General features: G+C 71.4%; 14 protein-coding genes and 2 pseudogenes. 5 read left to right on the top strand and 11 right to left on the bottom strand.

The annotated features are described in order from the left end of the window. Positions 1–283: pseudogene (locus tag ACJ73U_RS41320) on the top strand (alpha/beta hydrolase); the annotation flags it as partial. A 6-nt stretch (positions 284–289) separates the two neighbouring features. Here the strand turns inward: ACJ73U_RS41320 and ACJ73U_RS41315 are convergent. Next, complete coding sequence (locus tag ACJ73U_RS41315; protein ID WP_407783235.1) at positions 290–1,015, bottom strand: dienelactone hydrolase family protein; 726 nt, start codon at positions 1,013–1,015, stop codon at positions 290–292. 20 nt (positions 1,016–1,035) lie between these two features. Beyond that, on the bottom strand, positions 1,036–1,857 hold the full coding sequence (locus tag ACJ73U_RS41310) for a class I SAM-dependent methyltransferase (protein WP_407783234.1): 822 nt from the start codon (positions 1,855–1,857) through the stop codon (positions 1,036–1,038). Positions 1,858–1,889: 32 nt separating this feature from the next. On the opposite strand from ACJ73U_RS41310, the gene ACJ73U_RS41305 reads away from it, so the two are divergent. Beyond that, positions 1,890–2,402 carry an RNA 2'-phosphotransferase gene (locus ACJ73U_RS41305; RefSeq protein ID WP_407783233.1) on the top strand — a complete coding sequence of 171 codons (513 nt, stop codon included), beginning with the start codon at positions 1,890–1,892 and terminating at the stop codon, positions 2,400–2,402. 127 nt (positions 2,403–2,529) lie between these two features. On the opposite strand, the gene ACJ73U_RS41300 is transcribed toward ACJ73U_RS41305, so the two are convergent. Both ACJ73U_RS41300 and ACJ73U_RS41295 read right to left on the bottom strand, forming a co-directional pair. After that, the gene (locus ACJ73U_RS41300) at positions 2,530–3,015 is read right to left on the bottom strand and encodes a hypothetical protein (RefSeq protein WP_407783232.1); all 486 of its coding nucleotides are present in this window, start codon (positions 3,013–3,015) and stop codon (positions 2,530–2,532) included. Positions 3,016–3,220: 205 nt separating this feature from the next. Then, entirely contained in the window at positions 3,221–3,691 is a 471-nt protein-coding gene (locus ACJ73U_RS41295) for a MarR family winged helix-turn-helix transcriptional regulator (RefSeq protein ID WP_407783231.1), read from the bottom strand. 55 nt (positions 3,692–3,746) lie between these two features. On the opposite strand from ACJ73U_RS41295, the gene ACJ73U_RS41290 reads away from it, so the two are divergent. Beyond that, positions 3,747–4,589, top strand: coding sequence for an NmrA/HSCARG family protein (locus ACJ73U_RS41290; protein ID WP_407783230.1), 843 nt, complete (start codon positions 3,747–3,749; stop codon positions 4,587–4,589). 18 nt (positions 4,590–4,607) lie between these two features. On the opposite strand, the gene ACJ73U_RS41285 is transcribed toward ACJ73U_RS41290, so the two are convergent. The 5 genes from ACJ73U_RS41285 to ACJ73U_RS41265 all read right to left on the bottom strand — a co-directional run bounded on the left by ACJ73U_RS41285 (position 4,608) and on the right by ACJ73U_RS41265 (position 9,132). Continuing rightward, complete coding sequence (locus ACJ73U_RS41285; protein ID WP_407783229.1) at positions 4,608–4,862, bottom strand: hypothetical protein; 255 nt, start codon at positions 4,860–4,862, stop codon at positions 4,608–4,610. A 700-nt stretch (positions 4,863–5,562) separates the two neighbouring features. After that, positions 5,563–6,351 (bottom strand): IclR family transcriptional regulator, encoded by a 789-nt coding sequence (locus ACJ73U_RS41280; RefSeq protein WP_407783228.1) that lies wholly within the window; start codon positions 6,349–6,351, stop codon positions 5,563–5,565. A gap of 75 nt (positions 6,352–6,426) precedes the next feature. After that, entirely contained in the window at positions 6,427–7,065 is a 639-nt protein-coding gene (locus tag ACJ73U_RS41275) for an iron-sulfur cluster assembly protein (protein ID WP_407783227.1), read from the bottom strand. After that, positions 7,062–8,099 carry an amidohydrolase family protein gene (locus tag ACJ73U_RS41270; protein WP_407783226.1) on the bottom strand — a complete coding sequence of 346 codons (1,038 nt, stop codon included), beginning with the start codon at positions 8,097–8,099 and terminating at the stop codon, positions 7,062–7,064. Before ACJ73U_RS41270 ends, ACJ73U_RS41275 begins: the two co-directional genes overlap by 4 nt. 4 nt (positions 8,100–8,103) lie before the next feature. Further along, positions 8,104–9,132, bottom strand: coding sequence for an NAD(P)-dependent alcohol dehydrogenase (locus tag ACJ73U_RS41265; RefSeq protein WP_407783225.1), 1,029 nt, complete (start codon positions 9,130–9,132; stop codon positions 8,104–8,106). Between the two features lie 125 nt (positions 9,133–9,257). Here ACJ73U_RS41265 and ACJ73U_RS41260 point away from each other — a divergent pair, with 125 nt between their 5' ends. Continuing rightward, positions 9,258–10,223: a hypothetical protein gene (locus ACJ73U_RS41260; RefSeq protein ID WP_407783224.1), complete on the top strand. Its 966-nt coding sequence runs from the start codon at positions 9,258–9,260 to the stop codon at positions 10,221–10,223. Here the strand turns inward: ACJ73U_RS41260 and ACJ73U_RS41255 are convergent. After that, positions 10,138–11,310, bottom strand: a complete 1,173-nt coding sequence (locus ACJ73U_RS41255; RefSeq protein ID WP_407783223.1) for an MFS transporter — start codon at positions 11,308–11,310, stop codon at positions 10,138–10,140. The two genes, ACJ73U_RS41260 and ACJ73U_RS41255, sit on opposite strands and share 86 nt — an antisense overlap. A gap of 94 nt (positions 11,311–11,404) precedes the next feature. Between ACJ73U_RS41255 and ACJ73U_RS41250 the strand changes: the two genes are divergently transcribed. Beyond that, complete coding sequence (locus ACJ73U_RS41250) at positions 11,405–11,908, top strand: Lrp/AsnC family transcriptional regulator (protein ID WP_407783222.1); 504 nt, start codon at positions 11,405–11,407, stop codon at positions 11,906–11,908. A 29-nt stretch (positions 11,909–11,937) separates the two neighbouring features. Here the strand turns inward: ACJ73U_RS41250 and ACJ73U_RS41245 are convergent. Next, positions 11,938–12,695: pseudogene (locus ACJ73U_RS41245) on the bottom strand (aspartate aminotransferase family protein); the annotation flags it as partial.

Here is a 12,695-nt window from a genome sequence, read left to right as displayed (position 1 = left end):
GATGCCCATGTGGCCGGCCCTGGCCGCGATGGCGCACACCCTCGTCTACGACGCGTGGATCACGGGCGAGGATCAGGGGCTGCCCGCGTCGCTGGCCGAGGTCGACGTGCCGGTGCTCGGGGTGTACAGCACCGGCAGCCCGTCGTGGCTGGTCGCGAGCACCGAGGCGGTCGCGAAGGCCGTGCCGGACGGCGACGTCGTCGGGCTCGACGGTGGCTTCCACGAGGTGCCGGCCGCGACCCTGGCCCCGGTGCTGGCCGAGTTCTACCGCCGGCGGCGGTGACCGGGCTCAGGAGCTCTCCCCCGCGCCGAGGTGCTCGGCGAAGAAGGCCTCGATCCGGCGCCAGCCGTCCGCCGCTGCCGCCGGTTCCGGGCCGGCGTGCTGCGCGCGCAGCAGCGGCCGCAACCAGCCCGGGCCGCTCTCGGTCTCGTTGAGGAACGAGTGCCCGGCCTTCTGGTACTGCTTCACGTCGTGGACGACACCCGCCTTCGTGAGCGCCGCCTCCAGTCTCGCCGGCGCGCTGCGCAGCGGGGTGTCGAGCGCGCCGTAGCTCGCGACCACGGGACAGGCGCCGGCCATGACCTCGTCCACGTTCCTGGGCGGGAAGCCGTAGTTGACGGCCACGGCGTCGTGGGAGTGCACGGTCAGCAGCGCGAAGCCGCCACCCATGCAGAACCCGATCGCGCCGACCTTCCCCGTGCACCGGTCCGACGCGACCAGGTACCTGCGTGCCGCCTCGAGGTCGGCGAACGCGCGACCCCTGCCGGTCAGCATGGCCCGCATCGTCGACACCAGGCACTTCCGCGCGCCACCCTGGCTGTACAGGTCGGGTGCGAGCGTGAGGTACCCCATCCTCGCGAGCCGGTCGGCGTGCGCGCGCATGTTCTCGTCCACGCCCCACGCCTCGTGGATGAGCACCACACCCGGCCACGGGCCCTGGCCGTCCGGCGTCGCGAGGTACCCGTGCAGTCCCTGGGAGCCGCCCGGCTCGGGTGTGATCTCGATCTCCGTCACAGCCGACGATCCTCCTCCGGTCAGCGCCGCTTGGCCACCGCCAGGACGCCGAGGTAGCGGCGCGTGACCGTGCCGCCGAAGTCCCGATCGACGATGTCCGCGATGCCGTCCAGCAGCCGGGCCCGCCGCTCCGCCGGCACGCGCAGGTAGGGCGAGTACGTCGACAGCAGCGCCACGGCGTCGGCGGTGTCGTAGGTCGTCTCCCATTCGTAGGAGCGGAGCTCGGGCGGGGTGAACAGCGGGCCGGCGAGGCTCGGGCCGGACTTCGGGTCCGCGCCTGCCCAGACCGCGCCGATGTCGTGCCGCGTGGCGTGTATCTCGTCGAGGATCGACCCGGCGGTCTGCGGGATGCCGAACTCGATCTCATGCCCGTAGCGGGCGTGCAGGTCGGCGGAGGCGCGGTAGACGTCGTCGAACTGCCCGCCCGCCACCGTCCGGTTGGTGGCCAGGCCGATCGCGCCGGTCACCGCCGCGGCCTTCGTCCAGCGCACCGCCGGGTCGACCCAGTGGTAGGCGGTGGCGGAGAACAGCAGGTCGAAGGTGGCGCCGTCGGGGTCCCAGTCCTCGAAGCGGGAAACGTCGACCGTGAACGGCCGGCCGGCGAAGTTCTCCCGGGCACGCGCCGCCATCGTCTCGCCGGGCTCGACGGCGCGGACGCGCCAGCCCCGGGCGAGCAGGCCGCGCGTCGCCTGGCCGGGACCGCAGCCGACCTCCAGCACGGTCGTGCCGGGCCGGGCGCCCGTCAGCGCGGCCAGGTCGGCGAACAGCTCGTCCGGGTAGTGCGGGCGCACCCGGTCGTACAGCTCCGCGACGTCGTCGAAGCGCAGTCCAATCGGGTCCATGGTCGTGAGTCTGCCCGATACAGTCGCACCTCGTGCACGACGTTCGGCTCAGCAAGAGGATGTCGCACGCGCTGCGGCACGAGCCCTGGCTGTACGAGCTGGAGTTGGACGAGGAGGGCTGGACACCGGTCGCCGACCTGCTCGCCGCGCTGGGTGTGCGCCGGGAACGGCTCGAGGAGGTGGTGCGGGACAGCCCGAAGCAGCGGTTCGAGCTGGCCGGGGACCGGATCCGCGCGCGGTACGGGCACAGCGTGCCGGGCCGGATCGAGCGTGCGCCCGGGGTGCCGCCCGCCGTGCTCCACCACGGGACGGCCGCGTCGGTGGCCGACCGGATCCGCCGGGAGGGGCTGCGGCCGATGCGGCGGCAGTACGTGCACCTGTCGGTGACGAGGGAGATGGCCCAGTCGGTCGGCCGGCGCAAGGGCGCGAACCCGGTGGTGCTGGCCGTGGACACCGTGGCCGCCCGGGCGGCTGGCGTGGAGTTCCTGCGCGGCAACGAGTTCGTGTGGCTCGCGGTGTCCGTGCCGGCCGAGTTCCTGAGGTGACGTCTCCCGAGGTGCCGAGGAGAAGATCAGGCGGCCGGCCACGACCCAGGTGCCACCGGTCCACCGGGGGGAAAGAAAACCGGCGGCGTCTGGAGTTGGGCCGTGGCCGGCCGCTATCGCGGCCCGGCTACCTGGTGGGGGAGTCGCCGGGCTTGATGTTGGTGATCACCGGCTGCTGGCCGGCCGACGCCGCGTGCCTGGGGGGCGGCGGGACATCGGCCGTCCGCTCCGCACCGGCAGCGGGGGCACCCCGCGTGCCGACCGGCGGCGTCACCATCGTTTCCGTGTCCGGCTCGCGCCGGTCCTCTTCGTTGCGCAGCTGCTTGGCCAGCTGGTCGCGCTCGCGCGCGGCCTCCCTGGCCTCCCTGCGCGCCTCGCGGTAGCGGGCCCGGTTCTCCCGAGCCCTGCGGCTCGCGGACATGATCATCCACAGGCCGAGCAGGAACACCGCGGCCACAACGAGACCGGCGACGAACGCCTCCACCATGGTCACGCTGGTCCAGTCGCGGCCGAACATCGTGACGGTCTGCTCAGCGCCGCCCTGGTTGTAGGCGATCAGCAGCACGGCTGCGGCGGCACTCACCACCAAGAGCAGCAAACCGAGGAAAAGCATGCTTCCCGCACCTCCTTGTCCACCCGTTCGGGGGACGGGTACCCACGGCGGTGCGTAACCAACCATCGTTCTCCGAGTGAAGCTCCTGGCACGTTGGTTTAGCCGAACCACACGCGCCCGGGCATCACGATGCCGAACACGAAAGCCCACGCGGAAGGCAACTGTCCACAGAGGACGAACGCGTTGACCGTGTCGCGCCGGACGCTCACCCGCGCGCCGAACCCGTACCGAGCCGGTCGCGTTGCGCCGCACTCAGCTCGATGGTGCGGCGCATGTGGCGGACCAGCAGTGCCAGCTCCTTCTCGGTGTAGCCGTCGAAGACCGCGTCCCACCCCTGGCTGAGTTCGGCCCACATGCGGCCGAACTCGGCGATCCCCTCGTCGACCAGGTGCACGAGCACCTTGCGGCGGTCGCCGGTGTCGCGTTCGCGGCGCACGTAACCGGCGCGTTCCAGGCGGTCGACGAGGCGGGTCGCGGAGCCGCTGGTCAGGCCGGTCAGCTCGGCGATCTGGCCCGTCGTACGGGATTCGGCCTCGAGCGTGAGGAGGTTGAGGCACTGCACGTCGGTGGGGTGCATGCCGAGCCGGTCGGCGACGGCCTGGTTGAACAGCACGTACGACGCCAGGTACTGGCGGGAGACCCGGTTCAGCTCGGCGAGCCGGTCCGACCGGCGCATGTGTCCTCCCGCTAATCAGTTGCGTGACGCAGACATTCGACCGTACTTTGTCTGCATGACACAGATACTTTATCACGCAGTGGCCGGCGCCACGGGTGCACAGGGCGGCGCCACCGCTCGCGCCCTGCTCGCCGCCGGCCAACGCGTTCGCGCCCTGACGCGCAACCCGCCGGCCGCGGCTTCGCTGGCCGCGCTGGGCGCGGACGTGGCGTACGCCGACTTCCGCGACCGGTCCTCCGTGGACCTCGCACTCGAGGGCGTCGACACGCTGTTCGCGGTCACCACCCCGTTCGGTTCGAGCACCGAGGCCGAGGTCGAGGACGGCACCACGCTGATCGACGCGGCGGCCGGCCTGCGGCACATCGTGTTCACGTCCGCGGCGAACGCCGACCGGGCGACCGGGATCCCGCACTTCGACAGCAAGTTCCGCATCGAGCGGCGGCTCGCGGCGCAGCACGTGCCCTGGACCGTGCTGGGGCCCGCCGCGTTCATGGACCAGTACGCGCAGCCGTGGCACCTGTCCTCACGCGAACGCGGGATGCTGAGCGTGCCACTGCCGGCGGACAAGCCGCTGGCGCTGGTCGCGACGGCCGACATCGGGGCGTTCGCCGCCCATGTGCTGACCCACCCGTCCCGGTTCGCCCGTCGCCGGGTCGACCTCGCGGGCGACGAGCTGACCGGTCCGGAGATCGCGTCGGTGCTGGGTGCGGCGCTCGGCCGCGAGCTGCGGTACGAACAGGCGCCCATCGAGGTGGCGGAGCGGTACTCACCGGACCTGGCGGCGATGTTCCGCTACTTCGGCACGGTCGGGATGCGGGTGGACGTCCAGGCGTTGCGCCGCGAGTACCCGGAGATCGGCTGGCACAGCCTGTCCGACTGGGCGGCCGCCTACCTGTGACAGCCGCCCGCGCACGTCCTACCCGGGACCCCCGGCCCGCCCGACGAGGAAGGTCAGGAAGCCGACGACGGCGCCGAGCAGGCCGACACCAGGCCCGAACGCGACGCCGACGGCGATCAGCACGAACGTGAAGAGGACGACCCGCAGCCCGGCCTCGCGTAACGTGGGTGCCCAGTCCCCGACGACCAGTTCCGCGAGGCGGAGCAACCGGTCACGCGCCGACGCCCGAGGCGGCGTGGCGTCCTGACGCGCGGGCGGCCCCGTGGGTGGCACGGGCTCCGCCGGCGTCGGCAGCTTGACCTTCCTGCGCGTCTGCGGTTGGGATTCTGTGTTTATCTGTCTGTTCTCTTCTGGTGTCATGGTGCTCTCGGGCCTTATCCTGGTCACCGTTTCGTGCTTCCTCGCCTCGTTACTCGCTAGTACCGACACAAGCGCCTGGGGCACGGGGCGGTTCCGTGGCTCCTTGTTCCAGCAAGGAGCCACGTTCGGGCTATCGGCTGTGCCCCCAGGGCGCTCGCTCATCTTCTCTTATTGATCTTGTTACACGCCCGTGACCCGCCGGGCCAAACGATGAACGGTCTGTATAAGTCGTTGAACGGAACGTTACACCGAGTCAGCGACACTTCTCTAGAAGATGCGAATGCACGTGCATACACCTAGTGCACTTACACCCGCAATCCAGCTACGAACCACTCGATCGAGTGGACCTAGCAGCCACTCGAATGGCGTAATGCCTGCTCACGACCCTATACACGTTCCGTCACCTCCCCGTCGGCCGCGTGGCGACCTCGGCCCGGGGGAACGATCAACCCGCCCCGCAGTGAAAGATCCGCCGACATCGCGTGTCCAACGCCCGCGACGGGTGAGTTCAACAAAAGTGACCGGCAGGATTCGTTGAACTCGCGCGTCCGCAAGGTTGGACTCGCGGGTCCGCCGTGTTGGACACGCGGGTTCGGCGGGTTGGACACGCGGGTTAGAGGCCGGTGATCAGGCTTGGGGTCTTGGCCAGGAGGTGGGCGAAGCGGGCGGCGCCGGTGCGGGCGGCGCGTTCGAGGTGCCAGCGGCGGGTCGCGAAGTCCGTCGACGGGACCGAGAACGCCACCGCGCCGGTTACTCGGCCGGCCGAGTCCAGGACCGGAGCGGACAGGCAGGCCAGCTCCGGCTGGAACTCCTCGATCTCCAGGGCCATGCCCGCCCGGGACACGTGTTCCAGCTCCGTGTCGAGGTCGGTGGCGCGGACGGTGGTCCGGGACGTCAGGCGGGGCATGCCGGCGCCGGCCAGGTACTCGCGGCGGTCCCGGCGCGGCAGGGACGCCAGCAGGACCTTGCCGAACGCCGTCGCGTGGGCCGCCTCGTGGAAGCCGAAGTCCAGGGGCGTCGCGCGGGGGAACGCGGGTGAGTCGGCGACCGCGGCCACCACGATGTCCGTCTCGCGGAAGACCGTGTAGTAGGCCGCCGCCTCGGCGCGCTGGTGCAGGTGGTGCAGCTCGTCCTGCAGCTCCTGGCCCACGTCCAGCTCGGCGCACAGGCGCTGGTACAGGCTGCCGACCTTGTACCCGAGGCCGAAGCCGCGACCGTGGCCCAGCCGGATCAGGTAACCCTCGTGCACCAGCGTGTTGAGCAGGTGGTAGGTGGTCGAGAGGTTGTAGCCAGCGCGTCTCGCGACAGCCTTGGCCGTGATGCCGTCGCCGGCGGAACCGACGATGTCCAGCACCCGCAGCGCACGCTGCGCCGACCCGATCAGCCCGCTCGGTTCGGTCAACCCACGCACCTCCCGGGACGGCACACCTCGTCATGTGCCACCTGGACGACAGTACGTCAGGATTCGGCCCACGCGTCAGACGGAACGATTCAGCACCTCCGGGTACCGCGTCCGCAACAGACCGCGGCAGAAGCCCGCGTTGCCCTCGATCGACAGCCGGACCGAACGGGCGTACCGCCGCCGCGGCGGGGTCAGCGGAGCGCCGTGCTCGTCCAGCAGCAGCGGGGCGTCCGGCGCGCAGTCGAGCCCCAGCGCCGCACGGCGGCGCAGCATCGCGTCCCGGGCCGGCGACGGGGGCACCTCCCCGATCGCCGCGGTCGCTCCGGACAACAGCAGCAGCCGGTCCAGGCTCGCCAGGTACGCCTTGCGCCGGAACGTCAGCCGCAGCTCGGCCAGGTCACCGGCCGCCAGGCCGGGGAACGCGCCGGCGAACCCGGCCGACGCGGCCACCCCCGCGTTGATCTCCGCCGCGGCGAAGTGGTCCGCCAGCCGGACGTCCACCGAGGTCACCGACGGCAGGGCCCGCACCGCGTCGTACGCGTCGGCAACCATCAGGTAGGCGAAGTTCGGCGCGCAGAAGTAGGTCGGCAGCCGGAGCCGGACGCGGGCGTGGCCGGCGGCGACCACCGCCTCGCTGACGAAGCCGAGGTCGGTGATCGGCTGGTCCAGCTCCGGGTCGACGACCGTGCCCAGCGCCGCCCACAGCTCGCTCATGCCGGCGCCATCGGCTCGGACCCGATCGCGACGCCCGACGCCGCCGGGACGGGTGCGGCGGACAGTTCGTCCGGCACCTCGATGTCGTACAGGCCGGCCATGGTGAGCCCGAGGATCTTCTTCTTGCTCGCGGTCGTCAGCTCCGGGTACTCGGTCATGTCGTCCGGGATCTGGAAGTCCACGAACCTCTCGACCAGCCAGCGCGGGGTCCAGATCGCGTAGTCGCTGCCGAAGGTGATCCGGTCCTCGCCGATCCAGTAGAGCAGCTCGCCGATGATCTGCGCGAAGTACCTCGGCCGGGAATGGATGAACGGCAGCGCCACCGCCAGCCCGCCGTACACGTTCGGCTCCTGCGTGGCGATCCAGCAGAAGTCCTCCAGCCGTGGCAGGCCGACGTGCTCCACGACGAACCGCAGGTCGGGGAACGCCGACGCCGCCTCGTCCACGTCGGCCACGTCGAACGCGTCGCGGTTCAGCGGATAGATCGTCGGTCCCTTGTGGACGTGGATGTTGCGGATGCCCAGCTCCTCGCACCTCTCCAGGTACCGGTAGGACCACGGGTCGGTCAGCTTCCAGCCCTTCGAGTCGCCCTTCCACTCCGCCGTGTACAGCTTCACGCCGCGCAGGTTCCACCGCTGCGCCAACGCCTCCAGCCGGTCGAGACCGGCCTCGCCGTCGCGCGGGTCCCAGGAACCGTTGACGATGAAGCGGTCCGGGTGCTTCTCGGCGAGCGCGCCGACCTGCTCGGTGGTGTTGAAGCCGTTGACGAAGAAGTCGGTCAGGTACGTCGGCTGGAAGATCGCCCTGTCGACGTGGCCGACCTCGAACAGGTCGTGCAGGATCCGTTCCTCGGACTGCTGCCAGAACTCCTCCAGGGGCCACACCTCGGACTCCGGCGAGAGGTTGCGGTGGTAGTCGTAGAAGCAGTTGATGAAGCCCTCGCCGTAGCGGTTGGCCTGGTTGGACGGACGGCCGTCCCAGGAGTGGATGTGGCCGTCGACGACGAAGTACCGCTCGCCATCCTTCTCGTACATCGAGTCAGCTCCGTTCCGGCACGAGGATTCCGCGGCCCCGGAGGCGGCCGGCGTCGAGGTCGTCCATGGCCTCGTCGACGGCGTCCAACGGGTACGTCTTCGTGTGCAGCCGCACCTTTCCCCGCGCGGCGAGGGTCATCAGCTCGGCGAGGTCGTTGTAGGAGCCGACCAGGTTCCCGATCACGTTGATCTCGCTGGAGATGATGTCGATCGTGGGGATGTCGACGCGGCCGCCGTAGCCGATCACGAAGTACGACCCGGCCCGGCGCAGCATCGCCACGCCCTCGGTCTCTGTCCCCCGCTCGCCGACGAAGTCGAGGACGACGTGCGCGCCCTCGCCGCCGGTCTGGTCGAGCACGGCGTCGACGTGCGCGCCGTCGGCCACGACCGTGTGCGCGGCGCTCCGTGCCAGCTCCAGTGCCGCCGGCGACCGGTCGACCACGATCACCTCGGCCGGCGTCATCGCGGCGAGGCACTGGACGCCGATGTGCCCAAGCCCGCCGGCGCCGATCACGACCACGCGCGTCCCCGGGTAGAGCAGCGGCACGGCCTTGCGCACGGCGTGGTACGCGGTCAGCCCGGCGTCGGCGAGCGCGGCGACGTCCGCCGGCCGCAGCGACGGGTCGAGCCTGATCACCGAGCGGGCGGTGGTGAGCAGCAGCTCGGCCATGCCGCCGTCGGAGTCGATGCCGGGGAACCGCGAGTTGGCGCAGTGCACGTCGTCGCCGGCGCGGCAGGCCCGGCACAGCCCGCAGGTGACGATCGGGTGCAGGATCACCGTGTCGCCGGGTGCGAGCGTGGACACGGCCGAGCCGACCGCGCGCACCCAGCCGGCGTTCTCGTGGCCGATCGTGTACGGCAGGGCGACGCCGGACTTCTCCGCCCACTGCCCCTCGACGATGTGCAGGTCGGTCCGGCACAGGCCGGCGCCGCCGATCTCCACCAGCACGTCGAACGGGCCGCTCACCTCCGGCTCGGGTACGTCCTCGACGACCGGGCGCTTGTCGTACTCGTGCAGCCGCACCGCTTTCATGGCCGCTCCCTTCGCCTCGACCTCGATCGTCGGACCGGGTCGGGGCCGGGGCAACGCAGAAGATTTCACCGGCGTGGAATAGGGCGGCTTATTTCACGGAGCGGCAAAACGGCAGAATGCGGGCCATGAGCAGCTGGCAGGACGTACGCGCCTACCTGCGGACACACAGGTACGACCTGGCCGCCGGTTTCCCGACAGGACTGGCGGGGACGCCGCTGCTCTCCCGGCCGTCCTGGACTCCCGCCGCGCCGATTCCCCTGTCCTCGGTGGAGATTACGTTCGCGTCGGCGCCCGCGTGGGACCTGCCGGCGGCGTCCGGCCACCCCGACCACGCCGGTTACTCCGCCGCCATGGCCGCGCTCGACGCGCCCACCGTGTTCGAGAACCGGCCCACCTGGCGGCTGGTCGAGGCCGACCTGGCCGGTCCCGCGCCGAAGCTGGTGTTCGGTGACGGGTGGTACTTCGACAGCATCGACACGGGCGAGGCCGCCGCGCACGAGTACGCGGCGGCCCGGCTCGACGGCACCGCCACCCCGCTCCGCGACGCCGTCGGCGACCCGACCGACCTGCGCCGCCGCCCGGCCAACATGGCGATCAGCGCGCTCACCACCCGCGGGGACGACCAGTTCCTGCTGCACTGGCGTGACCCCGCCAAGGTCGGGCACGCCGGTGGGCTCTACCAGGTCGTGCCGGTCGGCGTGTTCCAGTCGTCCGGGCCGGACGACTTCGACCTGTGGCGGTTCATGCTCCGCGAGTACGCGGAGGAGCTGCTCGGCGAGCCGGAGGTCACGGCGCCGGACTACGGGACCTGGCCGTTCGCGCGGGCCATGACCGCCGCGCTCGACGCCGGTGACATCGCGGCCGACGTGCTCGGGCTCGGCGTGGACCCGCTGACGTTCGCGACCGACCTGCTCGTGCGGGTGCGCATCGACCCGGCCGTGTTCGACGAGCTGTTCGGCGCACGGGTCGCGGTCAACGACGAGGGCGCGGTGAGCATGCGTCCGTTCACCCCTGCCGCGATCGCGGGGTTGCCGATGCAGGCGGCGGGAGCGGCGCTGGTCCGGCTGGCGCTCGCCGCCCCACCACGCTGAGCGGCACCAGCGCGACGATCCCGCCGACGACCGCGACGAGCGGGTAGCCACCGAGTCCGAAGAGGACACCCGCACCGAGGCTCGCCAGTGCGGAGGAACCCCAGACCAGCGCGTCCACCGCGCCCTGCAGCTGGATGCGCCGGTCCTCGGGCAGCTCGCGGCTGAGGATCGCGGAACCGCCGACGAACGCGAGGTTCCAGCCGTACCCGAGCAGGAACATGGCCAACGACAGGCCGGCCACGTGTTCGGCCCCGAACGCGGCGACCGCGGCCACGACGAGGCAGCCGATGCCGAGGTAGATCGCCGTGCGGCCGCCGAAGCGGTCGGCGAGTCGGCCGGACAGCGGCGCCAGCGCGAACATGCCGACCATGTGCACGGAGATCACCACGCCGAGCACCTCGAGGCCGTGCGCGGCCATGTGCAGCGAGGTCATGGTCATGATCGCGACCATGGTGAGCTGCGCGCACACCATCGACACGATGGGCACGAGCACGACCGGGCTCCGCAACGCGACGAACGAGGTCCGGCGCGCGGGTGGCGTTGGCGTGCGGGTCCTGGACACGAGCAGCGCGACGGCCGTCATCACGACGGCCACCAGCACCGGACCGGCGAGCGCGGGCAGGGTGAACGAGGTGGCCAGCCGCGCGCCGGGTGCCATGAGCGTCGGCCCGAGTACGGCGCCGACCGTACCGGCCCAGACGATCATCGACAGCGCGAAACCCTTGCGGTGCGCGGGAACCAGCTCGGCGGCGAGGTAGCGGGACAGCTGCGCGGCGCCGTTGCCCAGGCCCAGCAGGAACATCCCGATGAGGAGTACGGGCAGGGTGGCGCTCACGACGGCGGCGAAGGCGACCGACGCGCCGACGACGGCGGTGCCGTAGAGGCCTCTGAGCGTCTTCCTGCTGCCGTACCTGGAGATCAGGTTGCCGGCGGTGAGCGTGCCGAGTGCGGTGCCGAGTACGCCGGCGGCGTTGGGCACGCCGGACCAGCCCGCCCCGGCGGCCTCGGCCGCGACCAGGGTGGCGGCCGTGCTGGCGCCCGCCATGGCCGTGTTCATCGCCGCCACTGCGGCGAACAGGGATCTCATGGTGAGAACGGTAGGCAGGAGACGGCTCTGGTTGAACGGCTTTCGGCAGGCATATGGTGGCCGCGACCGGCGCTTCGGAAGGAAAATGGGCCTGATGACCTTTCGTTCGGAAAAGCCCCTGGACGCGGTGGACTGGCGCCTGCTCGACGAACTGCAGTCCGACGGGCGGCTGTCGTACAAGGAGCTGGGCCGGCGGGTGAACCTGTCCGCACCGGCGGTGGCCGAGCGCGTCCGGCGCCTGGAGGAGACCGGCGTGATCACGGCCTACCGAGCGCAGGTCGACGCCCGCCGCGCGGGTTTCCCGCTGCTCGCCTTCGTCCAGATGCAGTGCTCCCTGGGCAGCTGCCTGCTGAAGACCAGCACGTCCGACGACTACCCGGAGATCGTCGAGGTCCACAAGCTGAGCGGCGACCACTGCACGATGATCAAGGTCCGCGCGGCGTCCCTCGCCCACCTGGAGGGCCTGTTCGAACGCCTGGGCAAACACGGCGAGATGCGCTCGTCGGTGGTCCTGTCCACCCAGTACGACGGCCGCCCGGTCGAGCCCCCGGTGGAGAACTTCCTGCACGCCACCCAGCCGGAGGGCTGGACACGCTGACTCGCGGGTGCCGGACGCGAGACCCGCGGTCAGCGGGCCGGTGTGTAGAGCGCGCTCAGGAACTCCACCAGCAGGCGCTCGCGCAGTGGCGGGGGTGCGGCCGCCAGCAGGGTGTTGATCTCCGCCATGCGGCGCGGGGCCGCCACCTCCGTCAGGCCGGCCGAGGACAGCAGGGCGGCGAAGTTCTGCGGGGTGAGGTCCGCCGGGTCGAGGTTCGCGATGGTCGACACCACCTCGGGTGCCACCGCCACCGGGCCGCGGCGGCGGGCCGCGGCCACCGCCGCGGTCAGGTCCGCCAGCAGCAGCGGCTCCGTGCCGTGGTTGGCGGCCGTCACGGTCAGGTGGAGGTTCGGGCGGGACGACTCGAAGCCGAACTGGGGCTGTAGGTACCAACCCCGTTCGGTCATCTCGTCGGCCAGGGTGAACACGTCGAAGTCGGCCGCGGTGGCGACCACCGACAGCAGCGTCGACCGCGGCTCGCCCTGTACCGCCAGGCCTTCGATGGCCTCGATGCCCGAGCGCAGCGAACGGACCGCCGACAGCACGCGGGACGCCAGCTCTCGGTATCCCTCGTCGCCGATGTGGTTCAGCACGGCCCACGCCGCCGCCAGCGGGCCGCCCGACCGCGTCGACTGGAGCGTCGAGTTCAGCATCGTGTAGCCGGGCCACGCCGCGCTCGCGAAGAACTGCGGCCGCCGCAGGTCCGCGTCGGCGTGCAGCAGCACCGACGTCCCCTTGGGACAGTAGGCGTACTTGTGCAGGTCCACCGACAGGCTCGTGACCCCCG

It is taken from the genome of Actinophytocola sp. (genome assembly GCF_045807065.1).
GTDB lineage: Bacteria > Actinomycetota > Actinomycetes > Mycobacteriales > Pseudonocardiaceae > Actinophytocola.
Note: the sequence above shows the minus strand (reverse complement) of the source record. Positions and strands in the feature narration are given on the sequence as shown.